This is a genomic window from Micromonospora sp. NPDC003197 (genome assembly GCF_053590565.1).
Genome location: NZ_JBSFTE010000032.1, coordinates 24,155 through 50,076 on the forward strand (window position 1 = coordinate 24,155; position 25,922 = coordinate 50,076).

A 25,922-nucleotide genomic window follows, 5' to 3' on the forward strand; every position below is an offset into this window, starting at 1 on the left:
GGGCCGCCAAGGATCTGGCGGCCCGACCCGGGGTCGGAACTAGTTACCTACTAGAGCTCGACCGAGGAAAGATCGATCTCACCAACGTTGGTGACTTCGATCTTCTTCAGCTTCTCCGAGTGCGCCCACTGCTCGTTGTAGAAGTACACCGGGATGCTCGGGGTGTCCTTGTCGACCAGGGCGACCGCCTCAGCGAACTTGGCGTGCGCAGCGTCGATGTCGACAGCCGCCGTGCCCTCCCTGTAGAGCCGGTCGACCTCCTTGTTGCTGTAGAGACCGTCGTTCGAGGAACCGCCGGTCACGTACAGCGGGCCGATCCAGTTCTCCACGTCCGGGTAGTCCTGCTGCCAGGCCGCCCGGTACGGGCCCTTCATCTCGTGGTTGTTGATCATCTGACGGAACACCGCGAAGGTCGGGATGCCCTCGGCGCGGGCGTTGATGCCCAGCGTGTTCTTCACGCTCTGCGCGACGGCCTCCATCCACTCCTTGTGGCTGGCGTCAGCGTTGTAGTAGAAGACCATCTCGCCCTGGAAGCCACCGGCCTTGGCGAGCAGCGCCTTCGCCTCGTCCGGGTTGTAGGTGCAGGAGGTGCAGTTGCCCTCCTTGTTCCCCGGGGCGAGCGGGTTGGCCCAGCTGTCGGACGGCTTCTTCGAGTTGAAGAAGACCTTCTCGGTGATCTCTGCCCGGTTGACGGCCAGCGAGACGGCCCGACGCAGGTCGGCGTTCTGGTAGCGCTTGTCATAGATCGGGAAGGCGATCAGAGCGCTGGTCGGGACCGGCACGTTCTTGGCCCGGTCACCCAGGTCGCTCTTCCACTTGTCACCGGCGAGCGACGAGGTCGGCACCTGCTCCATGAAGTCCAGCTGGCCGGAGAGCAGGTCGTTGTAGGCGGCGGTGTCGTCCTGGTAGATCTTGACGGTCACGTCCTTGAACTTGACCTTGTCTTCCAGGGTGTAGTCGTCGAAGCGGGTCAGCTTGATCTCGACGTTGTCCTGCCACGAGACGAACTTCACCGGGCCGTTACCGATCGGCTTCTTACCGAAGGCGTCCGGGGTGGAGGTGAAGAAGGCGTCCGGCAGCGGCACGAACGCGCTGTAGCCGAGCTTGGTCGGGAAGATCGAGAACGGCGCCGACAGGGTCACCTTGAAGGTGTGGTCGTCGACGACCTCCAGGCCCTTCATCGTCTTGCTCGTCGGCTCCGGGGCCTTCTGCGGGCCGTCGGCACCGTCCGGGTCCTCGGTGTGGACGTCCGCGTAGCCCTCGATGTCGCTGAAGAAGCTGGCACCCTGCGCCGCGTTCGGCGAGTAGGCGCCCCAGTTCCAGGCGTCAACGAAGTTCTTCGCCTTGACCTCGGTACCGTCGTGGAACTTGGTACCCTTCTTGATCTTGATGGTGTAGACCTTGGAGTCGGTGGTTTCGATCGACTCGGCAAGGGCGTTGACCGGGTTGCCACCGTCGTTCGGGTACCGCACCAGACCGGTCCACATGAAGTCGATGATCTTGCCGCCACCGGTCTCGGTGGTGCTGGCGGGGACCAGACCGACCTCGGGCTGGGTGCCGTGGATCGTGATGGCGCCATCGGTGCTTCCGCCCGAGGTGTCGCCTCCGTCCCCACTGTTGCAGCCAGCAGCGACGAGCACGACAGCCGCGCTGACCGCGACCGCGCTCGCGCGCTTCGAGACTCTCATTACTGGGGCCTCCTCTTTCATTACCTGGGTCTTCGCCGTGTGGTTCTACACGTCGTAGGGGTGACGCCGACCGGCCGCCCGAAGGTTGACACGGACCGCCGGAAAGCTACCGCAGGGAATCGGGACACCCCAGATGCACCGATGATCCGCCGGGCTCGCCCACCCACCGCACGCCCACCACCGCAACCGGTTTCCTTCGCTCCGGGGCAGCCTGGGACAGGCCGTCGGGGAGTGTCGGGCGTACCAGCCGGGTGACTCACGCAGGGGGGTGAAGCGCTTGCAACTGTGACACCGCCTGGCCTGTTGCGTGAAGGTGCCGTTATCAAGACGTTAGTTGCCTGGTGCGCTGCCGATACTGAAGAAAGATCGTTTTTCGCCCCGGAAAGGCGGCCCTGACCAGCAATTCCGTCATAGCCGCCGATACCTCACGCTGCGCGTAGGCTCAGCTTTCATGAGCTTTCCCGCCTCAGTACCACCACTTTCCGACGTACGACGTGCACTGGCCGTATTCGCCCATCCGGACGATATAGATTTTGGCTCAGCGGGCACCATTGCCAGCTGGGTAGATGAAGGTATCGAGGTCACGTACCTGCTCATCACCCGGGGGGATGCCGGTGGGTTCGACGACACACCCCGCGACGAGTTGCCCTTGCTCCGGGAGCGGGAACAGCGAACCGCCGCCGCCGCTGTCGGCGTACACGAGGTGAACTTCCTCGACGGGTACTCCGACGGGACCCTCTCTCCCACCCTGGCCCTCCGCCGAGACATCACCGCAGCGATCCGCCGGGTACGACCCGACCGGGTGCTGACCAGCTCGCCGCTACGCCGCTGGGAGCACCTCACCGGGCCGAGCCACCCCGACCATCTCGCCGCCGGGGAGGCGACCACCTGTGCCATCTACCCGGACGCGCGCAACCCGTTCGCCTTTCCGGAGCTCCTCCAGGAAGGCTTGGAGCCGTGGGTGGTCCGCGAGGTGTGGTACGCCGGTGGGCCCGACCCGGATCATGTTGTGGACATCACCGACAAGTTCGAACAGAAGGTAGCGGCGCTACGAGCACATACTTCGCAGACTGCTCATCTGGACCTGGAAAACTGGCTGCGGGAATGGCTCGGTGCCACCGCGCGGGCCGCCGGGCTACCGGAGGGTCGGTTGGCTGAATCGTTCACCGTGCTTCGTACGGAGTGACGCCACCAGACCGTGCTTCGTACGGAGTGGCCCTCGCCGGTTCGGCCGATCGAGACCAGCCGAACCGGCCCAAAGATCAGACCAATCGACGATCCGCTGCCCAGCGGGAAAGCTCGTAACGATTGGACATTTGGAGCTTGCGCAGGACGTTCGAGACATGGGTCTCCACCGTCTTGATGGAGATGTACAGCTCCTTGGCGATCTCCTTGTAGGCGTACCCCCGGGCGAGTAGCCGCAGCACCTCACGCTCCCGGTTGGTGAGCTGGTCCAGCTCCGGATCGGCGACCGGAGTGTCCGGACGGGCGGCAAAGGCATCCAGCACGAACCCGGCCAGCCGGGGGCTGAACACCGCGTCGCCGTCGGCCACCCGCCGGATCGCCGCAGTCAGTTCGTCCGGCGAGATCGTCTTGGTGACGTACCCCCGGGCACCGGCCCGGATCAGGCCGATCACGTCGTCCGCCGCATCGGAGACGCTCAGCGCCAGGAATCGGACCTGCGGATGGCTGCGCCGCATCGCGTCCAGCACCGCCCGGCCACCCCCATCGGGCATGTGTACGTCGAGCAGCACCACGTCCGGCTCCAGGGCGGCGATCCGGGTGACCGCCTCGGCCACGGTGCTCGCCTCGCCGACCACCTCCACGTGCGCGCCCAGTTCCGCCCGAACCCCCGCCCGGAACATGGCATGGTCGTCGACCAGGAACACCCGCAGCTGGCGGGGGACCTCGACGCTACCGGTCGACTCGCTCGGCTGGTCAGTCATGATCTTTTCCTGTCCTTCCTGCGCTGCCGGGGGTCGGCAGGGTCAGCCGCACCTCGGTACCGCTGCCCGGTTCGCTGCGGATCTCCGCCCGACCGCCGTGCCGGTCCATCCGACCAATGATCGAGCCACGTACGCCGTGCCGATGGTCCCCCACCGTAGTCGGGTCGAAGCCCGCGCCACGATCCCGTACGAAGACACTGATCTGCTCCGGCTCGACCTCGGCGTAGAGCGACACCGTCTGGACCTTGGCGTGCCGGGCGGCGTTGACCAGCGCCTCACGGGCGGCGGCGACCAGTGCCCCGACCCGTTCGTCGGTCTCCCGGTCGCCCACCACCACCGTCTCCACGGTCACCGCGTAGGTGTCCTCCACCTCCGCCGCGGCCTGTTCCAGCGCGGCGGCGAGCCGTTCGGTTGGCGAGGCGGTGGGCTTGTACAGCCAGTTACGCAAGGACCGCTCCTGGCCTCGGGCCAGCCGCTGCACCGTCTTCACATCGTGCGCGTTACGCAGGATGAGCGCGAGGGTGTGCAGTACCTGGTCGTGCACCATGGCGGCCAACTCGGCCCGCTCCTGTTCCCGGATGCGCCCCTCGCGCTCCGCGCGGAGCTGGTTGAAGGTCCGCCAGAGGACGGGTGCGGCCACCACCCCGACTCCGGCGAGCCCGACCAGCGCGAAGATCACACCGTTGAACACCGCGTCGAAGTTGTCCTGCGGGGAGTAGACGGCGACCACGCCGATGATGCCGACGGCGACGAGCACCCCACCACCGATGAAGCGCAGGATAAAGGCGCGTCGGTCGCTCTCCTCCACCACCGCGGCGAGCCACGGCACCGACAGCGACTCGCTGCTCTGCTGTCGACGTCCGGGGGCGGACTGGTGCCAGATCACCCCCGCGCCAACCGCGATGATCGCCACCAGCCACCCGGCGGTGCTGACCACACCGATCGAGTCGAACACCAGGACCTGCACCATGATCATGCCGAGTCCGATGGCCACGAACGGCAGAAGCTGGAAGACGTCCCGTGGCGGGGGTGTCTCGGCGGTGTCCGTCCGAAGTGGGACGACCGCCCAGAAGGCCGCGTAGAGCAGCACACCGAGCCCGCTGAGTCCGAGCAGTACGGCGAACGCGACTCGGACCCGTACCACGGAGATGCCCAGGTGCTCGGCGATGCCGGAGGCCACTCCGGCGACCATCCGGTGGTCACGGGAGCGGTAGAGGCGAGGTGGTTCGGTGGCGATGCTGATCGGGGGACTCCTTGTCTTGGCGGGCCTGCCCGGCCGATCTCCGTAAGCTCGTCCTGCCGGCCTGCCCGGCCGGCTACACACCGCTGGCCATCCGATCGTCACACGGGCCCGGTTTCCCCGGCTACGGGGTAAGTCCCTGGTCGTTGGGCAGGCAGATCTCAGGGTGTGCTCAGGGTCGGGTCCTGAGGCCGGTCGGGTGGTGGACGGACGAGGATTCGGAGTATGACCGACGAAGCTGCCGAGCCCCGCCGGCCGGCTACGGGGGAGGGCACACCAGGGCCAGCCGGACCGTCGCCAGCCAGCGGGCCAACCCCACCCCCCAACTCCGGGTACGGTCCTCCGCCCGACCCGCCCCCGCCGGGAACCGCCGGCTTCACCACCCGGTACGGCCTGATCCGGCCCCGGCAGGGTCGTTACCTGGCCGGGGTCTGCGCGGCGATCGGTCGAGCCACCAACACCGACCCGATCCTGTGGCGGGTGCTGGTGGCGGTACTGGGCTTCTTCGGGGGGATCGGCATCCTGGTCTACGTCGCGGCGTGGCTGATCATCCCGGGCGAGGGGGACACCGCCTCCCCGGTGGAGGCGATGCTGGGCCGGGGTCGGTCGAGCACCTCCCCGGTCACGGTGCTCGTACTGGGCATCCTGGTCGCGTTGGGCTTCGGCTACGTCGTGACCGATGCGTTCCGGGCCGTCCTGCTCGGCGCGGCGATCCTCATCGGCGGTGCGCTACTGATAAACCGGAACACCAACCGTAATCAGGCCACCGAGGCCGGAAACCCCTGGTCAGCCGGTACGGGTGCCACCTCCGGCCCGGTTCCGGGCCCGATGGCAACGCCGACGCCCACCAGCAACCTGCCCGGCTCGGCCTACCCAAGCTCCTCCTATCCCGGCTCGGCCTACCCGGGTCCGACCTCCGCGCCCGGCGGTCAGCCGCCGATGGCCCCGCCCCCGCCCCCGCCATCCGGGCTCGGGGCGACCGGCCCCTCGACCGTTCCGGCCACCGAGCCGCTGTCGCCGTACCTCGGCGCTGCGTCACCGACCGAGCCCGCCACCTTGGCAGGGCAGGCCGAACCGCCCGCCCCGACGATGCCGGTCTGGCCGGTCGGCACGTCACCGGCACCCCCGCCGCCAGCGGTCAGCCCTCCGCCCACCGGCCCGCTGCCACCAGCTGGTGGATACCGGCCGCCGTTCGCGCCGCACGGTCCGTACGCGAACGCCACCGCGTACACACCGGGGATGCGACCGATGGTCAAGCCCCCCAGGCCGCCCAAACCACCGAAGGAGCGCTCGCCCCTCGGTGCCGCCACCTTCTCCATGATCTTCGTGGTTCTCGGCCTGCTCGCGGTACTCGACCTCAGCGGTGTAATCAGCCCGCCGCCATCCGCCTACTTCGCGGTGGCGTTGGCCACCATCGGACTCGGCCTCCTGATCGGCACGTGGTTCGGTCGGGCCCGCTGGCTGATCGCCCTCGGCTTGGTGGCCGCCACCGCCCTGGGGATAGCCACCCTCGCCGAGTCCTACGACCGGGTCCGCAACATCGAGGGCGACGTCACCTGGACACCGAGTAACCAGCGAGACCTGGCGATTCGGTACGAGAACAACTTCGGCGACGCCGTACTCGATCTCACCCGGATCGAGTTCACCGATTCGGAGACCCAGGTGACCGCGCAGGTCAACTTCGGCAACCTGACCGTGCTCGTGCCGCCGAACACCGACGTGACCGTGACCGCAAGCGTCAACGCTGGCGACGCAGGAGTCTTCAACAACAGACGGAGCGGCGTCAACATCGAACAGCGGGATCTGACCGACCTTGGGCGGGACGGCCCCGGCGGCGGCAAGCTGCGGCTCATTCTGTACGTCAACGCGGGCAACCTGGAGGTGACTCGATGAAGCCACACCGTACCGACGGGGTGTCCCTCATGTTCGGCCTGCTCTTCCTGGGTCTCGTCGCCTGGTGGCTGCTCGCCCAGATCTTCGACCTGGCCCTGCCCGCGGTCGGCTGGTTCGTCGCTGGCGGGCTGATCCTGCTCGGTGTCCTGGGTCTGCTGGGCGCGCTACGCGCCAACCGGAACTCGCCGCCCGGACCTCCGGCGTCTGCGCCGCCGGCCTCGGTGTCTGCGCCGCCGGCCTCGGTGTCTGCGCCGCCGGCCTCGGCGTCCGTACCGCCGGGAGGCGACGACCCGACCGGGCCAGTTACCGGCCCACCAGCCAGCGGCGCGGGATACGACGGCGCGGGATACGACGGGCGGGGCTGACACGGGCATATGCGGCCGGGTCGGAAAGCCGCATATGCTGCCCGATGGAGGTTTCCAGCGCCACCGCCCACGTCCTACCACGACCTCGCGAGGAGCCCGCCCGACATGACGCAGTCCCCCGCCACGCACACCACCGGAGCATCCGGCACGGTGCGCCTCGGCGAGCGCGCCGCCCGTACCCTCACTGCCGAACTCGCCCGGCACCAGGCCCCGAAGTCCGCCCTGCTGGTCGGGGTCACCGTGGACTCCGCGGTGCTGGCCTCGACGTTCGAGACCCTGCTGCCCGGTGACGCGGTCACCGTCGTACCGACGGACCCGCTGGCGGCGGCGGGCCTCCGCGCCCACGTCACGGCCCAGGGGCAGTGGGTCGCTGACCGGGTACGGGTCGTCGACACGCTGGCCGAGGCGGACGCGGCGGACGTGGTGGTGGCCGCCGAGCCGTTGACCGGCACTGCCGAGGAGGCTCGGGCCACCGTGGAAGGGCTCGCCAAGTACCTGACCGAAGGGGCGGTGCTGTCGGTTGCGGTGCCCGCCGTGCCGGGGCGTACTCCGGGGGCTGCCGCCGAACTCGACCGGCAGGGTGCGCTGTTCGGGGTGGGCACCGACCTGGTCCTGCTCAACCAGCCCCCGGTACGGGTGTACCGGCTGCGGTTCACCCAGGCCGCCGTGGCGACGGCAGCCCGACTCGCGCCGGCCTTCCGGCCGTCGAGCGTGCCGCTGACCCGCACCATGCACATCGACTCCAACGGGGTCGCGGCGGCCGGCATCGCCCTGGGTGTCGCCGCCCTGACCCGGGTCGTCCGGCCGAATTCCAAACTCTGGCTGTTGCCGGCGGTGGCCGCCGCACCGCTGGCGGCGTTCTTCCGTGACCCGGAGCGGGACGTACCCGACGACGCGTCAGCGGTGGTCGCCGCCGCAGACGGCAAGGTGCTGTCGGTGCAGCGGCTGCACGACGAACGCTTCGGTGACGGCGAGTTCCTCCGGATCGCGGTCTTCCTCTCCGTCCTGGACGTCCACGTCAACCGGGCACCGGTCGCCGGCAAGGTGGTGGACTACTTCGTCGCGGACGGCGGCTTCGCCGCGGCGATGAAGCCGGACGCGGAACACAACGTGGCCGCGTACACGACCCTCGAAACCGACCACGGCACAGTGGTGGTGGCGCAGCGTACCGGGCTGATCGCCCGACGAATCGTGCACCGCGCGCCGGTCGGGGCGCTGCTGGCCCGGGGCGAACGGTTCGGGCTGATCCGGTTCGGCTCGCGCACCGACGTCTATCTGCCTGCCGACGCGGCGGAGCCCCTGGTAGGGCCCGGTGACCGGGTCGTCGGTGGCGCGACGGTGATCGCCCGCTGGCGGTAACCACCGGCCGGTGACCGGTCGATGACGGCGAAAGGGCGGATCCCGGAATTCCGGGATCCGCCCTTTGCTTGGCGATTCGTTGCCGCTGTCTATGCCGCTCGGCTGTCTATCCCACTCGGGTTGCCTATGCCGCTCGGCTGTCTATCCCACTCGGGTTGCCTATGCCGCTCGGCTGTCTATCCCACTCGGGTTGCCTATGCCGCTCGGCTAGGGCCGTGCACGGTGGCGCGTTGGCGCAGCCAAAGCAGCGGGCCGCTGACCAGGTAACCCACTACCACCAGCGCGAAGGTGAGCCGAACGTCGACCAGGGCACCGATCACCGGGGCCAGCCAGAGCCACGGTGGCAGCTTGATCAGCCGAGCCAGCTTGGCGTACGGGAAGCTGGAGACCATCGCGAAGGCCAGCACGCCCACCCCCGCGACCACGGCCATGCCCGGCACCGGGAGCCCGATCAGCACGGTGATCGCGAGCACCGCCGCGGCCATCGTGGTCGGAACGCCGCAGAAGAACCGGCCGTCCTTGGGCGAGACGTTGAAGCGAGCCAGCCGGATCGCGGCGCAGGCGGCGACCAGAGCGGCGGCGACCGCAGCGGCGGCGGTCGACACCGAGCCGGCGAGCGAGGCGTAGACGACCACGGGCGCGGCGAGGCCGAACGAGCACATGTCGGCCAGTGAGTCCATCTGGGCACCGAATGGGCTGGCTACACCCAGTTTGCGGGCCAGTGCTCCGTCGAGGCCGTCGAAGACCACGCAGGCGATCAGGCAGGCGGCCGCAGTGCGGACGTTGCCGTGCATGGCCAGGAAGATGGCGAAGAGGCCAAGCATCAGGCTGGCCAGGGTGCAGGCGTTCACCACCGCGAACTTGATCCGGCGGGCGACGGTACGCTCACCGGGGAGTAGCGGGATGGTCGCCCCGGGGGCGGTGTCCTCCGGCGCCGTGGCGACGGATCCGACTGCTGGGCTGACCGGCACGACAGCCTCGATCTCTGCTTCAGCCAGTCGGTCAACCTGGTATGGATCGGCCGACCAGTGACCGCCAGAGTGGTGGAAGCGCTCGGGTAGCACCTTGTCCGGCACGCCATCCGGTTCCTGATTGCGACGACCGACCCGGACCAAGAGCACCTGCCGGGCGAAGGTTCCACCCCGACGTAGCTGCCCGGCCCAACGCCGACCTGCCGGGCGCGGACTGTCCGTGGTACGACGCCGACGCCAAGGGGTCCTCGGCACGTTCTCCTCCATCACCGGATCGGTCACCTCCACCTGAGTGGAGGCCATCCGGCTCGTCGTGCCAGCCCTGAAAGGTGACCGGCAACCTGTTTTGCGGCCTACACCATCGCACAATCGTTGTGCGTTGGCGATAGTCAGCGAGGGGACATCATTGCACAAACCACCTGAAACACCCAGAGGACCTAAACCGGCGCAGCTAGCCCCTCAACCCCGGCTCAGCCTCTTCACAGATTTTACCCGGGACATCTATATCGATCAGTCATGTGTCTACTTGCTGCCCAGTTGCCCCAATGCGGCTGCGGTGACCTCGGTCAACGGAAGATTCAACGCATCACAGACCGAAAACCATGCCGCCCGCGCGGTGGAGCCCCCCTCCGCCTCGGTCACCTTCGGCTCCGTGGGCACGTCGACCACCACCCGGTAGACCGCCCGTACGCCGTGCCAGTCGATTGGCACGCCCTCCGGGCCCTGCTCAGCCGGGCTGTACCGATGCGAGACGCTGAGCAGGTCGATGACCCGACCAAGCTGGCCGGACTCCTCCACAAGTTCCCGCAGCAGCGCTGCCTCCGGCTGCTCACCGTGATCTGTACCACCGCCGGGAAGATGCCACCGCCCGGCCCCCGGATACCCGGGTGCGATCAGCGACAGCAGCACCCGGTCAGCCGGGTCGGTGGCCAGGCCGTACGCGGCGAACCGCTGTCGCTGACCGGGCGGCAGCGGAGCCGGCGGCGGCCCGACCAGGGCGGTCTCCGGCAGAGGAACGACAGGTACGCCGAGCAGCTGCGCAGTGAACGGCATCAGCGACAGAGTGGGCAACTCGGCCGATCCCACCCAGGCGATCCGGTCAGTCGTACCCTCCCGTTCGTGGCGTAACGTCCCGCCGACCGGGGTGACCTCGTAGATCACCCGGTCGGTGTGCACCACGAGGTCGTCCTGGTATGGCAGCCGGATCACGTCAGCGACGACGTTCCGCAGCCCGTTCACCTCGACTTCGAGACCGGTCTCCTCGCCGAACTCACGTACCACGGTGGTCGCGGGATGCTCGCCGTGATCAACCCCGCCGCCAGGCAGTTGCCATCGACCGGGAAATGCCACGGTCCGGGACGCTCGGGCGAGCAACACCCGATCCCCGTCCTGGCACAGGCCGTACGCCGCGATTCTCCGCCGCCGTTCGGTCACCAGCTACTCCCCGTCCCTGTCCCGCGCATCCTGTCCGCACCCCACGCCCCGTCGACCACGGCCACGTTTCCATCGACCACGGCCACGTTCCCATTGACCACGGCCCGCGCTCCATCGACCACCGCTGCGCTCCGTCGATCATGAAGTTATCGTCGTCGGAGCCGCCATATCCCGACAATAACTTCATGATCGACCCGGGAGAGGCGGGGTCGTCGCGGTAGGCGTCCTCGCAGTGGAGATCGTCGCGGTGGGCGTCCTCGCAGTAGAGGTTGTCGCGGGCTGGCTTAGGTTAGGCGGGCGGCCTGAACTGCCTCGGCAGTCACCTCGGTGAGCCGTTCCGCGGGCAGTGCCCCCAACTCGTCCGGGCCGAACCAGCGCGCCTCGCAGGTCGAGCCGCCCACGTCGTACACCGTCGGGGGCACCGGCGAGTCGACTACCACCCGATAAAAGGCACGTACGCCGTGCCAGTCGATCGGATATCCCTCCGGGCCGAGCGATGCGGCGTCCCGGTGACTGGCCACGCCGAGCAACTCGACCAGCCGGCCCCGCTGACCGGTCTCCTCGACCAGTTCCCGGATCAGCGCCGTGCCCGGCTGCTCGCCGTAATCCGTACCGCCGCCAGGCAGGTGCCAGCAGCCCGCGCCGGGATAGCCGTCGGATACCCGGGTCAGCAGCACCCGGCCATCCGGGTCGGTGGCCACGGCGTACGCCGCAAAGCGCTGCGCCCGGTGCAGCCCGTCCGGGCCGGGCACCGCATAGAAGGACGGGAAGTCTGGCGTCTCCTCAGGGCAGAGGTCGATCGAGCCGGGCGGCAGGCCCAACGCCCGAGCCGTGAACGGGCGCAACGGCAGCCCTTTCGCCTCGTCGAGGGTGCACCACTGGGCCAGGTCGGTCGGCTGGCCCACCCGCTCACAGATGGTCCCACCCCGTACCGAGACGTTGTAGATCAGCCGATCGGTGTGCAGCGTGATACCCCGCTCGGGCAGCGCCCGCATGTCGGCCAGGACGTCTCGCAGACCGGAGACGGTGACGGAGAGCCCGGTCTCGGCTGCGGTCTCGCGTACCACGGTGTGGTTGGGGTCCTCGCCATGGTCGACCGCACCGCCGGGCAGCGACCAGATGCCGGGGGTGCCGGACCGCGAAGAAGCGCGAACCAGTAGCACCCGGTCCGCTGAATCGGTACAAACTGCATACGCCGCGATCTTGCGGAGTGGCTCTAGTGCTGCTTTCACAGGGCGGAATTCTCCCCGGGCCAGCCAAGCTGACCATGAGAAGAGTCAGATTCCTGACAGTCAACGCGCAAACTGGCAGCAGCAGGTTGACATGCGTTGTTAGGAAGGGCCCCTTCCTATCGCTTTTTGCATAGGAAGGGGCCCTTCCTAACAACGCAGGCAGTCAGGGGGCGATCAGGGTCGGACTCCGGGCGGTCACCGAGGCAGCCGCCGGGCCGGGCGCGGACCGTGGAGACATGACACAGACTGCCCCACACCAGCCTCCGTACCGGCAGCTCCGCCGTCCCGTCACCGACCGCATGGTGGCCGGGGTGGCCAGCGGAGTGGGCCGCTACTTCAACATCGACCCCACCCTGGTACGGGTGATCTTCGCCGTAGCCACGGTGCTCACCGGCGGCCTCGCACTGCTGGCGTACCCGATCATGTGGTTCCTCATGCCCGAAGAGCCGGCCGACGCTCCCGCCTGGCCGTACCCGACGGGCCAACCGACCGGACCGCAACCGACAGCAGGCCAACCCACCTGGCCGCAGCCGGCGACGGTGGATGCGCCCTCCCGGCAGCCCGGCGCGGCGCAGCAGCCCGGCGCTGCGGACGGACAGCCGCCGACCGCGCCGCCGACCGCGTGATAGCGCGCCGGCTACCGCAAGATCTGGACCGGGATCACTCCCACTCGATGGTGCCCGGCGGCTTGCTGGTCACGTCCAGCACCACCCGGTTGACCTCGGCCACCTCGTTGGTGATCCGGGTCGAGATCCGGGCGATGAGGTCGTACGGCAACCGCGACCAGTCGGCCGTCATGGCATCCTCGCTGGAGACCGGACGCAGCACCACAGGGTGCCCGTAGGTGCGGCCATCGCCCTGCACACCCACGCTGCGTACGTCGGCCAGCAGCACCACCGGGAACTGCCAGACGTCCCGGTCGAGACCGGCGGCGGTCAACTCCTGCCGGGCGATCAGGTCCGCGGCGCGCAGCAGGTCGAGACGCTCCTGGTCGACCGCGCCAATGATCCGGATAGCCAGGCCCGGACCGGGGAACGGCTGCCGCCAGACCATCGCCTCGGGCAGGCCGAGCTCGATCCCGAGCGCCCGGACCTCGTCCTTGAAGAGGGTGCGCAACGGCTCGATCAGCGAGAACTGGAGGTCGTCCGGGAGACCGCCGACGTTGTGGTGGGACTTGATGTTGGCGGTCCCGGTCCCCCCACCGGACTCGACCACGTCCGGATAGAGCGTGCCCTGGACCAGGAACTCCACGTCACCGGCGGCGGCGACCTCGCGGGCGGCGGCCTCGAAGACCCGGATGAACTCGCGCCCGATGATCTTCCGCTTCTGCTCCGGGTCGGTGACGCCGGCCAGCTCGCCAAGGAACCGGTCCTGGGCGTCGACCACCTTCAGCTTGATCCCGGTCGCCGCGACGTAGTCCTTCTCCACCTGCTCGGCCTCACCGGCGCGGAGCAGGCCATGGTCCACGAAGACGCAGGTGAGCTGGTCGCCGACCGCCTTGTGCACCAGCGCGGCGGCCACCGCCGAGTCCACTCCGCCGGAGAGACCGCAGATGACCTCCTTGTCGCCGACCCGGGCCCGGATCTCGGCCACCTGCTCCTCGATGATGTTCGCCGGGGTCCAGGTCGGCTCGATCCCGGCGATGTCGTAGAGGAAGCGGGAAAGCATCTCCTGCCCGTGCGCGGTGTGCCCCACCTCGGGGTGGAACTGCACCCCGGCCCGACGACCGGCAAGATCCTCGAACGCGGCCACGGGCGCCCCGACCGACTCGGCTGTCACGGTGAACCCTTCGGGCGCCTCCGTCACACAGTCACCGTGGCTCATCCAGACCGGCAACTCGGCGGGCAGCTCGCGCAACAGCACTCCGGCCTCCGCCCGGGGCCGCAGCGGCGTACCACCGAACTCCCGGTTGCCGGTGTGCGCCACCGTGCCGCCCAGCGCCTGCGCCATCGCCTGGAAGCCGTAGCAGATGCCGAAGACCGGGACACCGGCCTCGAACAGGGCGGTATCCACCTGCGGTGCGCCGGGTGCGTAGACGCTGGCCGGACCGCCGGAGAGGATGATCGCCGCCGGGTCCTTCGCCAGCATCTCGGCGACCGGCATCGAGTGCGGCACGATCTCCGAGTAGACCCTCGCCTCGCGTACGCGACGCGCGATGAGCTGGGCGTACTGGGCTCCGAAGTCGACCACGAGGACAGGGCGCGGAGTGCTCATGGAGAAAGCGTACCGAGCGTGATGGGGGCACCCGCTCGCGGCTGTGCCACACCTCACCGGTGACCCGACTGGGGAATAGGCCCGAGTGTTAGGAAGGGGCCCTTCCTATGCAGAAAGCGATAAGAAGGGGCCCTTCCTTACATCAGGCTCGGGGTCGGGCGGGGGACTACTCGCCAGGCGAGCAGCACCGCGAGTGGCACCGCAATGATCACCGCACCGGGTAGGGCGGGCAGGCCATCCACCGGGGTGCCGTAGCCGGCGGCGGCGAAGAGCCAGTGCCCGACCAGGCTCCCCAGCACGATCTGGGCGAAGGCGACCGGTAGGCCGAGCAGCAGGGCGACGAGCCCTACCGCTGACCAACGCAGAGTCACCCAACGGCCCGACCGTAGCGTCATGATCGCCAGAGTGAGGGCCACGAGCAACAGACCCAGCCCGGCACCGACAAATGCGACGGCGACCGTCCCGAGCAGCGCACCGAGGGTGCCCATGAGCAACGCTGGCCCACCGACCAGTAGTGCCCTGGCCGTCTTCGGAAGTCGGCCGGGGCGTACAGCGACTGCGGCGAGGACCGCCACGGCGGCGAACGCGCCGACAGCGATGGCGGTGCTGGCCGGATAGCCCATCGGCATTATCGAATCGGACCAGGTCCGGGCGAACAGCGCGGGGCCGCACAGCGCCGCCACCACCGACACCCAGGCCAGGCGACGGCGTACGACCGGCTCGCTCACCCTGCTGTCGTTCCGATCTCCAGCCAGTACGCCGCTAAGCCCCCAGCCGACCGCCAGCACTGCCACCCCGAGGCCGAACACACCGGGCAGCAGGCTCAGGCCGCCAAGATCAAACCTATCGATCATGGAGTCAGCCACCAGCAGAGCCGTCGCGACGAACAAACCTGGCAGCAGCACCGGACCACGCCCGGCAGCCGAGACGAGCAACCCCAGTACGGCGAGCACTATCGCGGCCTCGCGCAACTCCTGGGCCCACAGGTGCAGCTCCCAGCTCTGCACCTCGTCGACCGCCGCCACCTCGACCAGTCCCGGAGTGAGCACCGTCGAGACGTACGCCCAGAGCGCCAGCCCGAAGGCGATGACCGCCAGCCCGAACGTCCGGAAGGCAGGGCCGGGCACGACCCAGGCCGCGCCGGCCGTTGCCGCAGACCGGGCAGGTGGGACCGACACCGGCGCCCGGAGCACCTCCGCTACGGATGCTCGGCTCGCCCGTATGCCGTACCCCACTGCGAAGGCAGTGCAGGCCAGCAGGGGTCGCATCGTGCCCGCCACCGCCGTCAGGACGATGTCGATTGCCAGGGCATCCGCCCCGAGCAGGGCGGGCAGACTGGTCGACCGATCGTCGTAGCCCAACAGCGAAAACGGGAACCACCAAGCGGACGTGGCGAAGCTGACGCCCTCGATGGCTGCCGCAAGTTGGCCAGCCACGATCGCGGTCAGCTCAAGGGCGACGAAGCTGCCGAGGACGACGATCCACGCGGCCTGCCGTCGACGTCCTCGCCGCCTCAGGCGGACGGCGTACCCGGCCAGCGGGGCGACCAGGGCGGCCCAGAGCACCACCGCCGGAAACGGCTCCGGACCGATCATGGTGACTGTCCCGTCGTCGGGTATGTCGTGCCGAGACAGCGAGACCAGGTGTTGCACCTGCACGCCGATGGCCAGTACGACCGGCGCCAGCACCGCCGACCCAGCCGCCGCGAGCCGGGTACGGTGTGCCCAGCCGATGGGGAGCCGCCGACCGAGCCAACCACCGATCAGGGCGGCGGCGACGGTGGCGATGGCCAGACTCGCCACAGACGTCGCGCCACAGACCCAGTCGAACTCGTCGCTGGGTATCCGGTAGCCCCGGATCATCTCCAGCACCCAGTTGCCGAGTCCGCCGACCAGTCCGACCAGCAGGGAGCAGAACACCGCCGCGCCGAGCAGCATCAGGACCGGCTGCACCGCCTGGCCGAGGCCGGGCAGCATCTCCCGCCACCCGCGCGGTACGCCGTACTCGTCCCCGACCGGCGGTGACCCGGCCAGGCTGATCGCGTACCGGAGTTGCCGGACGGCCCGGGCGACGGGCCTCCGCGTCCGGTCGGCGCTGATCACCGCCAGCTCCGCCAGCCATTCCGCCAGCATCAGCTCGCGTAGGTCGGCTGGCCAGCGGCGGCTGGCGAGACGGAGCAGTCGGACCGCGACCCGCTCGACAGCCCTCACGCCGGGCTCGGCTTCGTGCTCGCCGGCTGCCCTTTGCCGAGTTGCTGATAGAGCGCGGCCAGCTCCTGACGCGCCTGCACCAGGCCATCGGGGGTGAGCCGGTAGTAGCGTCGGGCGGGCCGGCCGGTCGTGACCGGGTCGATGTCCTCCCACGCGGAGTCGACCCATCCGGCGCGTTGCAGGCGGACCAGGATCGGATAGAGCGTGCCACTCGGCAGGCCGGTCACGCCGATGAGATCAAGACCGTAGCGGTCCATCGTGGGATCTTCGAGGAACGCGGTCAGCACCCGGGCCACGGCCGTGGTGAGCCTTACCTTGCCACCCATGGTCGTAACTCTACATAGGGGTAGCCGCGTTCTCTACATAGGAAGATCCGACGCAGGCCGCAGGTAGGGCCACGGGAAGGGATCGAAGGATGACAGACACCGGGCAGGATCGGCCTGGCCACAGCCACCGGTGGCAACCCAACAGACACGCCCGTAGCCGACAGCTCGCCGTAATCGTCACGGTCGTCACACTGCTGGCTGGCACCGCGTACGCGACCAGCGCGCTCCTCTCCGGCAGCGACGACGGCCAGCCGCCCACCGGTAGCACCGCCTCGACCACCGCCGGACGATCGACTCCATCGGCCAGCCCCACCCCGAAGCCCGGTGCCGGGATCACCGGACCGCTCAACCTCCTGCTCGTCGGCGTGGACACCCGGGTCAGCGAGCCAGACTGGGAGCCACACGGCGACGCCGTACTGATCATGCACATCCCGAAAGGGCTGGAGCGGGCGTACGTCTTCTCCCTCCCCCGCGACCTGGTGGTGGACATCCCGGCCTTTCCCAAGGCGGGCTTCTCCGGGGCACGAACAAAGCTGACCCATGCGATGAGCTACGGCAGCCGGGATCCGGCCGGCCGGAAGCCGCCGAGCACCGCTCAGGGCTTCGAGCTGCTCGCCACCACGGTCAGCCGGTACACCGGGATCAGCCGGTTCGATGCCGGCGGCGTACTCACCTTCGGCGGCTTCGACAACCTGGTGGACGCGGTCGGCGGCGTGGACCTCTACATCGACCAACGGGTGGTCTCCCGGCACCGCCGCCCGGACGGCACGCACCGGGCCAGTGGACCGGGTGGCTACGTCGGCCCACAGATGGTCTACGAGAAGGGCCAGCGGCACCTGACCGGCTGGCAGGCGCTGGACTATGCCCGGCAGCGCTACATCAACGGCGGCGACTACTCCCGCCAGCGTCACCACCAGCAACTCGTCAAGGCCATCACGCAAAAGATCCTCAGCCAGGAGCTGGCCCGGGACCCGGATCGGCTCGATCAGATGGTGAACGCCCTCGGCAGCGGCTTCACCTTCCAGGGAAACGGCCAACGGGTGGTCGACTTCGCGTTCGCGCTCAGTGGGCTGTCGGTCGAGGCGATGACCCTGGTCGAGTTGCCCGGACACTCGGTGGGGGTTGGGGACGGCTATCTGGGTGAGCAGCTCGACGACGTCAGCCGGCGGTTCATCACCGAACTGCGCGCCGGTCGGGTCGCGAACTTCCTGACAGCCAACCCGACGCTCGTCGTACCGCGCTAGGCCGCACAGTTGGGTGTTAGGAAGGGCCCCTTCCTATACAAAAAGCGATAGGAAGGGGCCCTTCCTAACACTCAAGCGGGTTGTGCGGTGGCACCGCCGCGACCCGGACGTACGGCGTGCCGGGCGTCGGACGCGGATCCGGGTCGCCCCGGTTGGGCCAGAACGACATGGCCCGCTCAGCCTGGGCGGTGATGGTCAGGGACGGGTTGACGCCCAGGTTCGCCGACACCGCCGCCCCGTCCAGCACGTGCAGCCCCGGGTAGCCGAACACCCGGTGGTACGCGTCGACCACCCCGTCCTCAGCTGACCGGCCGATCGCCGCCCCGCCGAGGATGTGCGCGGTCATCGGCACGTTGAACGGCTCGGTGATCGACCCGCCGGGGATCCCGCCGATCTCGTCGGCGAGCCGGCGTACCGCCTCGTTGCCGGGCGGGATCCAGGTCGGGTTGGGCGTGCCGTGCCCCTGGCTGGTGACCAGCCGCCGCCGACCGAACCAGCTCCGGTGGTAGTGCGTGATCAGCGAGTTGTCAGCCGACTGCATGACCAGGGCGATGATGGTACGCCGGGACCAGTCCCGCACGGAGAGCAGCCGCAGGTAGGTCAGCGGGGACCGGGCCAGCGTGCCCAGCCAGCGCCGGAACCGGCGGGGTCCACCGTCCACGAGTGCGGTCTGGAGTAGTCCCATCAGGTTGGCGCCGGGGCCGTACCGGACGGGCTCGATGTGGGTCTGCGCGTCGGGGTGGAAGGAACTGGTGATGGCCACGCCGTCGGTGAAGTCCACACCTCGACGGCGGGCGGCGGGTCGCGGCACGGCCGCGCCGAGGATCGCCTCGGAGTTGGTCCGGGTCAGCGCACCGACCCGGGGCGAGAGCTTCGGCAGTGCGCCGGTCGCCCGTAGCTTGTGCAGCAGCCGTTGGGTGCCGAGTGCCCCGGCGGCGAAGACGACCTGGTTGGCCCGGCAGGTCCGGCGGCGGCCGGGCAGCCAGGTGCCGGTGCGTACCGTCTCGATCTCGTAGCCGGTCCCGTCCGGCGCGGGTCGTACGCTCGTCGCGGTGGTCGATGGGATCACCTGCGCGCCGCGCTGCTCGGCCAGCCACAGGTAGTTCTTCACCAGGGTGTTCTTGGCCCCGACCCGGCATCCGGTCATGCATGATCCACAGTGGGTGCAGCCGGTACGGTCCGGCCCGAGGCCACCGAAGTAGGGGTCGGCGACCCGTTCCCCGGGCCGGCCGAGGTACACCCCCACCGGGGTGGGGCGGACGGTGTGCCCGACCCCCATCTGGTCGGCCACCGCCCGCATCGCCCGGTCCGCGCTGGTCTGCACCGGGTACGTGGTGACACCGAGCATTCGTTTCGCCTGCGCGTAGTGCGGGGCGAGTTCGGCCTGCCAGTCGGTGATGTCCCGCCACTGCGGGTCGGCGTAGAAGTCGGGCAGCGGTTCGTAGAGGGTGTTGCCGTAGACGAGGGAGCCACCGCCGACTCCGGCGCCGGAGAGCACCAGCACCCCCGCCTCCTGCCGGTTGGCCGAGCGCAGCAGGGTGATCCGCTGGATGCCGTGGCAGCCCAGCTTCGGTGCCCAGAGGAAGCGCCGCAGCCGCCACGACGTCTTCGGGAACTCGTCGTCGGCGAACCGGCGACCGGCCTCGATCACCGCGACCGAGTAGCCCTTCTCGGCGGCGCGCAGCGCGGCCACGCTGCCGCCGAAACCGGAGCCGATGACCACCACGTCGAAGTGCATGACCAGCGATATTACCGACGGGTAGAAAAGTGTCTACCCGCCCGGCACGGGCGGTGCGCTGGTCCCGGACAACCAGGTGTCCAACACGGGACGCAGCGGTTTACCCGCCACCCGCTCGGCGACGGTAACGAAGTCGTCGGTGGTCACGTTGCCGTCGCGCTTCTCCGCCGTCCAGGTCTTGAGGATCCGGAAGAACGCGTCGTCGCCGACGGTGAGCCGCAGCGCGTGCACCACGAGCGCACCCCGCTTGTAGACCGCCCGGCCGAAGAGTTGCGTCGGGCCGGGGTCGAGCGCCGGCTTCGCCCAGTCCGTGTTGGCGTACTCGGTGGTGAAGTTCTGTTGCACCGACCGGCCACCGGCGTGCTCCTCCCAGAGCCACTCGGCGTAGCTGGCGAAGCCCTCGTTGAGCCACATGTCGCTCCACCGGCGCAGCGAGACACTGTCGCCGAACCACTGGTGGGCCAGTTCGTGGGCGACCACACCCAGTTCGGGGCCGCTGCGGAAGAACACCGACCCGTAGACCGGGCGGGACTGGGTCTCCAGGGCATACCGGATCCGGTCGTCGTCGACCACGATCCCGCCGTACGCCTGGACCGGGTACGGTCCGAACTGGGTGACCAGGAAGTCGGCCACCTCCCCGGTACGGGCCATCGCCTGCTCGGCGGCACCGCCCTTGGGCAGGCTCGACGCCACTGCGGTCACCATCGGCTTGCCGCCGTGCGTACCGGTGACCACCCGGTAGTCGCCGATCACCAGGGTGGTCAGGTAGCTGGCCATCGGCACCCGCTCGGCCCACCGCCAGGTGCTCCACCCGTCGGCGGTGTCGACGCCGAGCGGTATCCCGTTGCTCAGGGCGCTGAGCCCCGCCGGCACGGTGGCCTCGATCTCGTAGGTGGCCTTGTCCAAGGGGTGGTCGTTGACCGGAAACCAGGTGCTGGCCGATTCGGGCTGACCGAGGGCGATCGCCCCGTCCGGAGTGTCGTTGAAGCCGTTCGCCCCGAGCACCGGGTCGATGATCGGACGGGGTTTGCCACCGTAGTCGACCTTGACGGTGAACCGACGGTCCTTGGCGATCGGCTGGCTGGGGGTGACGACGAGTTCGTTGTCCCGGCGCTCGTTGCCGGCCTTGGCACCGTCCACCTCGACCGATTCGACCGTCAGGCCGGCCAGGTCCAGATTGAACCGGTCCAACTGGTCGGTGGCGGTGGCGGTGATGGTGGCGACCCCGGTCAGCACATCGCTGGCCGGGTCGTACCGCACCTTCAGCGCATAGCTCGCCACGTCGTAACCGGGGTTGCCGTACGAGGGGAAGTAGGGGTCACCGATCCCGTCGGCAGCGGACGAGGAGCGGGATCCGGTGGGATCGGGCCGCGCGCTCGGCTCACTATCACCCCCGTCACCGGTGCAGCCGCCCGCCGCGAGCACCGCCACCAGCATGGCGGCGGTCACCGTACGCCTGGACCTGCTCATTGCCCTCCCCCATACTCTCGCCCACCGCACCTCCGTGCGTCGTCGTACGCCGGGGCGGGGCAGGACCAGAGTATTCATTGGGCGACTCGCCCCGGCACCACTACCGTGATCCCGACAGCGGTGTGGATGGAGGAGTTCGACGATGCCCGAGAGCGAGTTGATGTCTCCCCTGGTCGATGCCCTGTCCCACTATCGACCCGAGACGGCTACGGAAACCGACGACGTCGCGCGGGTCCGCTCGCTGCTGTCGTCGGCCGAAAATCCGTGGCACCGGTCGACGCCGCTGCATCTGACCGTGTCGGCAGGGATCGTGCATCCGCCGAGCCGTCGGGTGCTGCTGCGCTGGCACGTACGGCAGCAGGCCTGGTTGCTGGTCGGCGGGCACGCCGACCCGGGCGAGACGGATCCGGGGACCGTCGCCGTACGGGAAGGGCAGGAGGAGACCGGCCTCACCGACCTCACCTCCTGGCCCGCCCCGGATGCCGCGCCGATCGTCCACGTCGTCGTCGTGCCGGTCGCACCGAGCGACACCGAGCCGGCCCACGAGCACGCCGACCTGCGATTCGTGCTCGCCACCAACACACCGGACGCGATCCGACCGGAGAACCCGACGGCGGAACTGCGCTGGCTGTCCGTCCCCGAGGCGCTGGCAACGACCACCAAGCCCAACATCCGCGAAACCCTGACCCGGGTGGGTCGCCTACTCGGCAACTGACCGCCGCACCGGGTCACGCCGTGGGCCTTGCCCGGGGCACTCAGTGGACTGCTGCCCGGGTTACTCAGCGGGCTGTTGCCCGGGACGAACCAGGCCGGTCTCGTACGCCAGGATGACGAGCTGGACGCGGTCCCGTACGCCGAGTTTGGTGATCGCCCGGGTGACGTGGGTCTTGGCCGTCAGGGGGCTGATGACCAGGCGTTGGGCGATCTGCTCGTTGGACAGTCCGGTGGCGATCAGCTGGAGGACCTCGCGTTCCCGGGTGGTGAGCACCGACAGCCTGGCGTCGGTGTCGACCGGCGTCACCGGCCGGTGCGCGAACTGTTCGATCACCCGGCGGGTGACGCCGGGTGAGAGCAGTGCGTCCCCGGCGGCAACGGCCTTGACCGCGCGCCGCAACTCCTCCGGCTCGATCTCCTTGGTGAGGAACCCACTGGCCCCGGCCCGCAGGGCGGCGAAGACGTACTCGTCGGTCTCGAAGGTGGTCAGGATGATGACCCGGCAGCCGGCCAACGCCGGATCAGCCACGATCCGTTCGGTGGCCAGCAGGCCGTCCATGCCGGGCATCCGGATGTCCATGAGCACCACGTCCGGCCGGTTCGCCCGGACCGTCCGGACCGCCTCGTCGCCGGTCCCTGCCTCGCCGACGACCTCGATGTCCCGGTCCCGCCGCAGCAGACTCCGGAACCCGGCCCGGACCAGCACCTGGTCGTCGGCGAGTAGCACCTTGATCGTCATGATCGAAAGATTGGCACAGGGATCGTGGCGCGTACCGCGTAGCCGCCTCCGGCCGCCGGCCCAGCGGTGAACGTCCCGCCCAGCGCGGCGACCCGCTCCCGCATGCCGCTGATGCCATGCCCGGAGCCCACCTTCGGCTCCGCCGTGGCACCGTTGTCGGTGACCTCCACCTCCACCACGTCACTCGTGCAATGCAGCCGCACCATCGACCGGTTGGCGTTGGCGTGCTTGACCGTGTTCGTCAACGACTCCTGCACGATCCGGTAGGCGGCCAACGCGATCGGGGCCGGAACCGCCGCCGGATCGCCAGCTACGTCGAGGGCGATGTCCAACCCACTGGCCCGGGTACGGACCATCAGGTCGTCGAGTCCGGCCAGGTCGATCTGTGGCACTCGGACGGGCCCAGCCTCGTTCTGCAGGGTCGGGTCGGGGTCACGCAGGATCCCGATGAGCGAACGGAGGTCGGCGACCGCCTTGGTACGCACCTCCTGCGCCGTACGCAGTGCGGCCTGCGCCTCGGCGGGTGAATCGTCCAGCGCCTCGGCCACCACGTGCAACTGCACACCCACCACGGTCAGCGTGTGTGCGACCACGTCGTGCAGCTCCCGGGCGATCTCAAGGCGTTCCTCCGCGCTCCGGCGGCTCGACTCCAGTTCCCGTTCGTACTCCAGCCGACGTAGCCCGGCGGCCAACTCGGCCTGCCACCGGTGCCAGTTGCGGTACGCGGCAGCTGCGGCCAGGACCACGGCCAGCCACAACGTCTCCGCACCGACCAGAGCCAACGCGAGTCGCGGGTCACCGCCGGCACCCGGGCCGTGCCAGGTGGCGGCGAACCACAACGCGACCAGCCCAACCCCGGCCGCCCAGGCCAAACCGTGCCGGGCCTGCCGGTCACCGGCCGCGACTGTGAAGAATGCCGCGGATGCCGGCCACACCCAGCCCACCTCGGTCAACCCCGCACCCCGGAAGGCGATCACCACCAGCACACTGGCCAGCAACACCGGCACCGGCCACCGGCGACGGAGCAGCAACAGCAGACCGAGCCAGGCCGCCACCGGTACCGTGCCGGCGTGGTCGACCTCTCCATCGAGGAGGACCGTGCCGGCCAGCACCCCGATCGAGGTCAGCCCGGCCAGCGCCACATCGATCCAGATCGCCCGGGTACGGGATCCGGCCGGCACCGCCTCGGTAGGCATGCTGAGCAGGGCATCCGATTTACTCACCGGTCGATCATGCCCGGGCATCGGCGCCGTCCCGCGACCGAAGGTCAGCCGGCTGACCGAATGTGGTCGGCGTTGCCGCACGCAGCGCCACTGCGGTGCCGGACGGCATTGCCGCACGCAGCGCCACTGCGGCGAGGGCCAGCCAGGCCAGATTCGCCACGATCACGAGCCGTTCGACGAGCCCAACGAAGGTCGGTACGCCGCCGAACCCCAACGACCGACCGCCCATAACGTCGACCAGGAACACCGCGAATCCGACCGTGGTCACGACCGAGGCGATCATGAGTCCGACCAGGCCCGACCGGAGACGGCTACGGCTCACGTCCTCGGCTGATGCTGGTTCTGCTCGGGTGAAGGCCCGAGTCAGCGCCCGAGTCAGCAATGCGGCGGCCACCGGGAACGCCGCGAACGACAGCCAGGCCGCCATGCCGTGCACCAAATCCGACGTCGACGGCCGGCTCCACTGGCCGGGCGGGTCGGCCGGGAACACCCCGGCGACGAAGACCCCAACCGCCCAGAGCGCCAATGCCCAGCGTCCGGCCCGGCCGGCCCGCCCCAGTCCGGGAAGCCGGCCGAACCAGCCCGCGAGCACGGCCGAGGCCGTACCGATGCTGAGCAGGGCCACCGTGATCAACCAGCCGGCGGTTCCGTTGACATACCGGCTGGCCACCTCGCTGAGCGGGCTGTACTGGGGGTTGAGCACATCCGCCGCCGCCATCGCCCCACCCGCGACACCGAGGGTCGCCACCAGTCCCCAGGACAGCCACCTGGACCGGTTGTCCGCCTTCGCCGTCGCCCCCGCTGTCGCCGTCGCTGTCGCTGTCGCCGTCGCCGTCGCCGTCGCCGGCTCAATGGGAGCGGATGCCGGTACGCGGACCGAACTGGTTGGTACGGAAGTCATTCTTCCTCCTCATCGCTATCGATGAGGGAACGCTATGTGTGCCGCCACCCCCGCTACGTCGTCCGGAAACAGTCAGTTGCGGGTACACCGAACGTCGTACCGGCGCACCGGATGGCGTACCCGCGACACCGACACCGACACCATGTGATCATCTGGCGCGTCCGTGTGCCGTGAGGGTGGCGAGGGCGCGCAGCGTGACACTGCCCCGCCACTCCACGCGCTGCCCCGGGGACCAGTCGAGCCAGTCGAACATCCACCCGCCATCCGCCAGTTGGTCGGCCTCCAGCCGGTCCAACTCCGCGTCGATCTGCTCCGGCGCAAAGAGGGTCCGGCTGCGCAGATGCGGCCGTGGGGAAAGCACAAGCGCGGTGAGGCGCTCGTCCTCGGTACCACCAGGTACGGGAATGGTGCCGTCACTCCCGATCTTGGGCTGGAGCGACGCGATTGCCGCACGGGCACGGTCCTCGTCCGGTTCGTGGTCGAGGAAGTCGAGAGCGAACTTGATCCAGTAGGCGTCGAGCTGGTCCGGGCGATCGATCCGGGACCAGCACCAGGACCTCGCGACATCGAGCCAGGAGGTCCGGACGCCGGCTCGGATCAGGATGGACACGACCCCGAACGTGATGAACGAACCGTCCGGGTTCGGTGTCATCCAGGGTGCGTGCGGATGGTGGGCCGCCGTGGGCAGGACGAAGGGCAGGGCTCCGTCCGCGCGGGCATTGTGGGCGGCCCAGTCCGCTGCCTGGACCACCATCGGGTCGTCCAACGCACCGACCTCGGCGAGCACCTCAAGCGCGTGCAAAGTGGCAGTCGGCTGGCTCGCGGGATCCCGGACGTCGGGTTCCAGGGCATGACCGAAGCCGTGGTCCGGGTTCTGATAGGCACGCAGTGCCGTGAGCACCGGTTCCACCGGGGCACCGTGGCGAAGCACCGCGAGTCGATGCCGGTCCAACAGGCGGGCGGTGTCGTGGATGAACCGTTCGGCAGCAGCGATGTCGATGGGCATGACACCCAA

21 protein-coding genes and 1 pseudogene are annotated in these 25,922 nt (G+C 69.3%); 7 read left to right on the plus strand and 15 right to left on the minus strand.

Translation table 11 applies throughout. The features are described 5' to 3' along the window. Window positions 1-50: 50 nt before the first annotated feature. Window positions 51-1,688, minus strand: a complete 1,638-nt coding sequence (locus ACWDV4_RS26520; protein WP_449983987.1) for a peptide ABC transporter substrate-binding protein — start codon at window positions 1,686-1,688, stop codon at window positions 51-53. Window positions 1,689-2,139: 451 nt separating this feature from the next. On the opposite strand from ACWDV4_RS26520, the gene ACWDV4_RS26525 reads away from it, so the two are divergent. After that, window positions 2,140-2,874 carry a PIG-L deacetylase family protein gene (locus ACWDV4_RS26525; protein WP_449983990.1) on the plus strand — a complete coding sequence of 245 codons (735 nt, stop codon included), beginning with the start codon at window positions 2,140-2,142 and terminating at the stop codon, window positions 2,872-2,874. Window positions 2,875-2,950: 76 nt separating this feature from the next. On the opposite strand, the gene ACWDV4_RS26530 is transcribed toward ACWDV4_RS26525, so the two are convergent. Together ACWDV4_RS26530 and ACWDV4_RS26535 are read right to left on the minus strand one after the other, a co-directional pair. Continuing rightward, window positions 2,951-3,634, minus strand: a complete 684-nt coding sequence (locus ACWDV4_RS26530; protein WP_449983993.1) for a response regulator — start codon at window positions 3,632-3,634, stop codon at window positions 2,951-2,953. After that, complete coding sequence (locus ACWDV4_RS26535; protein WP_449984100.1) at window positions 3,627-4,871, minus strand: PspC domain-containing protein; 1,245 nt, start codon at window positions 4,869-4,871, stop codon at window positions 3,627-3,629. Before ACWDV4_RS26535 ends, ACWDV4_RS26530 begins: the two co-directional genes overlap by 8 nt. A 228-nt stretch (window positions 4,872-5,099) precedes the next feature. Here ACWDV4_RS26535 and ACWDV4_RS26540 point away from each other — a divergent pair, with 228 nt between their 5' ends. From ACWDV4_RS26540 to ACWDV4_RS26550, 3 genes and pseudogenes are all read left to right on the plus strand, one after another. Then, complete coding sequence (locus ACWDV4_RS26540) at window positions 5,100-6,767, plus strand: PspC domain-containing protein (protein ID WP_449983995.1); 1,668 nt, start codon at window positions 5,100-5,102, stop codon at window positions 6,765-6,767. Next, window positions 6,764-7,003 (plus strand): annotated as a pseudogene (locus ACWDV4_RS26545) (hypothetical protein); the annotation flags it as partial. The gene ACWDV4_RS26540 and the pseudogene ACWDV4_RS26545, both read left to right, overlap by 4 nt. Before the next feature lie 234 nt (window positions 7,004-7,237). After that, window positions 7,238-8,491 carry a phosphatidylserine decarboxylase gene (locus tag ACWDV4_RS26550; protein WP_449983997.1) on the plus strand — a complete coding sequence of 418 codons (1,254 nt, stop codon included), beginning with the start codon at window positions 7,238-7,240 and terminating at the stop codon, window positions 8,489-8,491. Between the two features lie 194 nt (window positions 8,492-8,685). Here the strand turns inward: ACWDV4_RS26550 and ACWDV4_RS26555 are convergent, their stop codons facing one another. From ACWDV4_RS26555 to ACWDV4_RS26565, 3 genes are all read right to left on the minus strand, one after another. After that, window positions 8,686-9,717, minus strand: a complete 1,032-nt coding sequence (locus ACWDV4_RS26555; RefSeq protein ID WP_449984102.1) for a CDP-alcohol phosphatidyltransferase family protein — start codon at window positions 9,715-9,717, stop codon at window positions 8,686-8,688. 267 nt (window positions 9,718-9,984) lie between these two features. Further along, entirely contained in the window at window positions 9,985-10,896 is a 912-nt protein-coding gene (locus ACWDV4_RS26560) for an NUDIX hydrolase (RefSeq protein ID WP_449984000.1), read from the minus strand. 284 nt (window positions 10,897-11,180) lie between these two features. Beyond that, window positions 11,181-12,128, minus strand: coding sequence for an NUDIX domain-containing protein (locus tag ACWDV4_RS26565; RefSeq protein ID WP_449984002.1), 948 nt, complete (start codon window positions 12,126-12,128; stop codon window positions 11,181-11,183). A gap of 236 nt (window positions 12,129-12,364) precedes the next feature. Here ACWDV4_RS26565 and ACWDV4_RS26570 point away from each other — a divergent pair, with 236 nt between their 5' ends. Further along, window positions 12,365-12,754 (plus strand): PspC domain-containing protein, encoded by a 390-nt coding sequence (locus ACWDV4_RS26570; protein WP_449984005.1) that lies wholly within the window; start codon window positions 12,365-12,367, stop codon window positions 12,752-12,754. 34 nt (window positions 12,755-12,788) lie between these two features. Here the strand turns inward: ACWDV4_RS26570 and guaA are convergent, their stop codons facing one another. The 3 genes from guaA to ACWDV4_RS26585 form a co-directional block, all read right to left on the minus strand. Next, on the minus strand, window positions 12,789-14,342 hold the full coding sequence (guaA, locus tag ACWDV4_RS26575; protein ID WP_449984007.1) for a glutamine-hydrolyzing GMP synthase: 1,554 nt from the start codon (window positions 14,340-14,342) through the stop codon (window positions 12,789-12,791). A gap of 137 nt (window positions 14,343-14,479) precedes the next feature. Continuing rightward, on the minus strand, window positions 14,480-16,552 hold the full coding sequence (locus tag ACWDV4_RS26580; protein WP_449984010.1) for a hypothetical protein: 2,073 nt from the start codon (window positions 16,550-16,552) through the stop codon (window positions 14,480-14,482). Continuing rightward, window positions 16,549-16,878: a PadR family transcriptional regulator gene (locus ACWDV4_RS26585; RefSeq protein WP_449984013.1), complete on the minus strand. Its 330-nt coding sequence runs from the start codon at window positions 16,876-16,878 to the stop codon at window positions 16,549-16,551. The genes ACWDV4_RS26580 and ACWDV4_RS26585 overlap by 4 nt, the downstream gene beginning before the upstream one ends. Window positions 16,879-16,967: 89 nt before the next feature. Between ACWDV4_RS26585 and ACWDV4_RS26590 the strand changes: the two genes are divergently transcribed. Continuing rightward, complete coding sequence (locus tag ACWDV4_RS26590; protein ID WP_449984016.1) at window positions 16,968-18,122, plus strand: LCP family protein; 1,155 nt, start codon at window positions 16,968-16,970, stop codon at window positions 18,120-18,122. A gap of 64 nt (window positions 18,123-18,186) precedes the next feature. Here the strand turns inward: ACWDV4_RS26590 and ACWDV4_RS26595 are convergent, their stop codons facing one another. Further along, on the minus strand, window positions 18,187-19,860 hold the full coding sequence (locus tag ACWDV4_RS26595) for an FAD-dependent oxidoreductase (protein WP_449984019.1): 1,674 nt from the start codon (window positions 19,858-19,860) through the stop codon (window positions 18,187-18,189). A 33-nt stretch (window positions 19,861-19,893) separates the two neighbouring features. Then, the gene (locus ACWDV4_RS26600) at window positions 19,894-21,330 is read right to left on the minus strand and encodes a M1 family metallopeptidase (protein ID WP_449984022.1); all 1,437 of its coding nucleotides are present in this window, start codon (window positions 21,328-21,330) and stop codon (window positions 19,894-19,896) included. Window positions 21,331-21,472: 142 nt separating this feature from the next. On the opposite strand from ACWDV4_RS26600, the gene ACWDV4_RS26605 reads away from it, so the two are divergent. After that, entirely contained in the window at window positions 21,473-22,045 is a 573-nt protein-coding gene (locus ACWDV4_RS26605) for an NUDIX domain-containing protein (protein WP_449984025.1), read from the plus strand. Window positions 22,046-22,105: 60 nt separating this feature from the next. Here the strand turns inward: ACWDV4_RS26605 and ACWDV4_RS26610 are convergent, their stop codons facing one another. The 4 genes from ACWDV4_RS26610 to ACWDV4_RS26625 all read right to left on the minus strand — a co-directional run bounded on the left by ACWDV4_RS26610 (window position 22,106) and on the right by ACWDV4_RS26625 (window position 25,913). After that, entirely contained in the window at window positions 22,106-22,783 is a 678-nt protein-coding gene (locus tag ACWDV4_RS26610; RefSeq protein WP_449984027.1) for a response regulator, read from the minus strand. Further along, window positions 22,780-24,006, minus strand: coding sequence for a sensor histidine kinase (locus ACWDV4_RS26615; RefSeq protein WP_449984029.1), 1,227 nt, complete (start codon window positions 24,004-24,006; stop codon window positions 22,780-22,782). The genes ACWDV4_RS26610 and ACWDV4_RS26615 overlap by 4 nt, the downstream gene beginning before the upstream one ends. A 7-nt stretch (window positions 24,007-24,013) precedes the next feature. Continuing rightward, window positions 24,014-24,907, minus strand: a complete 894-nt coding sequence (locus ACWDV4_RS26620; RefSeq protein ID WP_449984032.1) for a DUF998 domain-containing protein — start codon at window positions 24,905-24,907, stop codon at window positions 24,014-24,016. A gap of 148 nt (window positions 24,908-25,055) precedes the next feature. Beyond that, window positions 25,056-25,913: a hypothetical protein gene (locus ACWDV4_RS26625; RefSeq protein WP_449984035.1), complete on the minus strand. Its 858-nt coding sequence runs from the start codon at window positions 25,911-25,913 to the stop codon at window positions 25,056-25,058. Window positions 25,914-25,922 lie beyond the last annotated feature (9 nt).

What these genes read in the sequence shown, in the direction of transcription:
- ACWDV4_RS26520 (WP_449983987.1), bottom strand. Translation starts at nt 1,688, where the DNA reads ATGAGAGTCTCGAAGCGCGCGAGCGCGGTCGCGGTCAGCGCGGCTGTC.
- ACWDV4_RS26525 (WP_449983990.1), top strand. Translation starts at nt 2,140, where the DNA reads ATGAGCTTTCCCGCCTCAGTACCACCACTTTCCGACGTACGACGTGCA.
- ACWDV4_RS26530 (WP_449983993.1), bottom strand. Translation starts at nt 3,634, where the DNA reads ATGACTGACCAGCCGAGCGAGTCGACCGGTAGCGTCGAGGTCCCCCGC.
- ACWDV4_RS26540 (WP_449983995.1), top strand. Translation starts at nt 5,100, where the DNA reads ATGACCGACGAAGCTGCCGAGCCCCGCCGGCCGGCTACGGGGGAGGGC.
- ACWDV4_RS26550 (WP_449983997.1), top strand. Translation starts at nt 7,238, where the DNA reads ATGACGCAGTCCCCCGCCACGCACACCACCGGAGCATCCGGCACGGTG.
- ACWDV4_RS26570 (WP_449984005.1), top strand. Translation starts at nt 12,365, where the DNA reads ATGACACAGACTGCCCCACACCAGCCTCCGTACCGGCAGCTCCGCCGT.
- guaA (WP_449984007.1), bottom strand. Translation starts at nt 14,342, where the DNA reads ATGAGCACTCCGCGCCCTGTCCTCGTGGTCGACTTCGGAGCCCAGTAC.
- ACWDV4_RS26585 (WP_449984013.1), bottom strand. Translation starts at nt 16,878, where the DNA reads ATGGGTGGCAAGGTAAGGCTCACCACGGCCGTGGCCCGGGTGCTGACC.
- ACWDV4_RS26590 (WP_449984016.1), top strand. Translation starts at nt 16,968, where the DNA reads ATGACAGACACCGGGCAGGATCGGCCTGGCCACAGCCACCGGTGGCAA.
- ACWDV4_RS26595 (WP_449984019.1), bottom strand. Translation starts at nt 19,860, where the DNA reads ATGCACTTCGACGTGGTGGTCATCGGCTCCGGTTTCGGCGGCAGCGTG.
- ACWDV4_RS26600 (WP_449984022.1), bottom strand. Translation starts at nt 21,330, where the DNA reads ATGAGCAGGTCCAGGCGTACGGTGACCGCCGCCATGCTGGTGGCGGTG.
- ACWDV4_RS26605 (WP_449984025.1), top strand. Translation starts at nt 21,473, where the DNA reads ATGCCCGAGAGCGAGTTGATGTCTCCCCTGGTCGATGCCCTGTCCCAC.
- ACWDV4_RS26610 (WP_449984027.1), bottom strand. Translation starts at nt 22,783, where the DNA reads ATGACGATCAAGGTGCTACTCGCCGACGACCAGGTGCTGGTCCGGGCC.
- ACWDV4_RS26620 (WP_449984032.1), bottom strand. Translation starts at nt 24,907, where the DNA reads ATGACTTCCGTACCAACCAGTTCGGTCCGCGTACCGGCATCCGCTCCC.
- ACWDV4_RS26625 (WP_449984035.1), bottom strand. Translation starts at nt 25,913, where the DNA reads ATGCCCATCGACATCGCTGCTGCCGAACGGTTCATCCACGACACCGCC.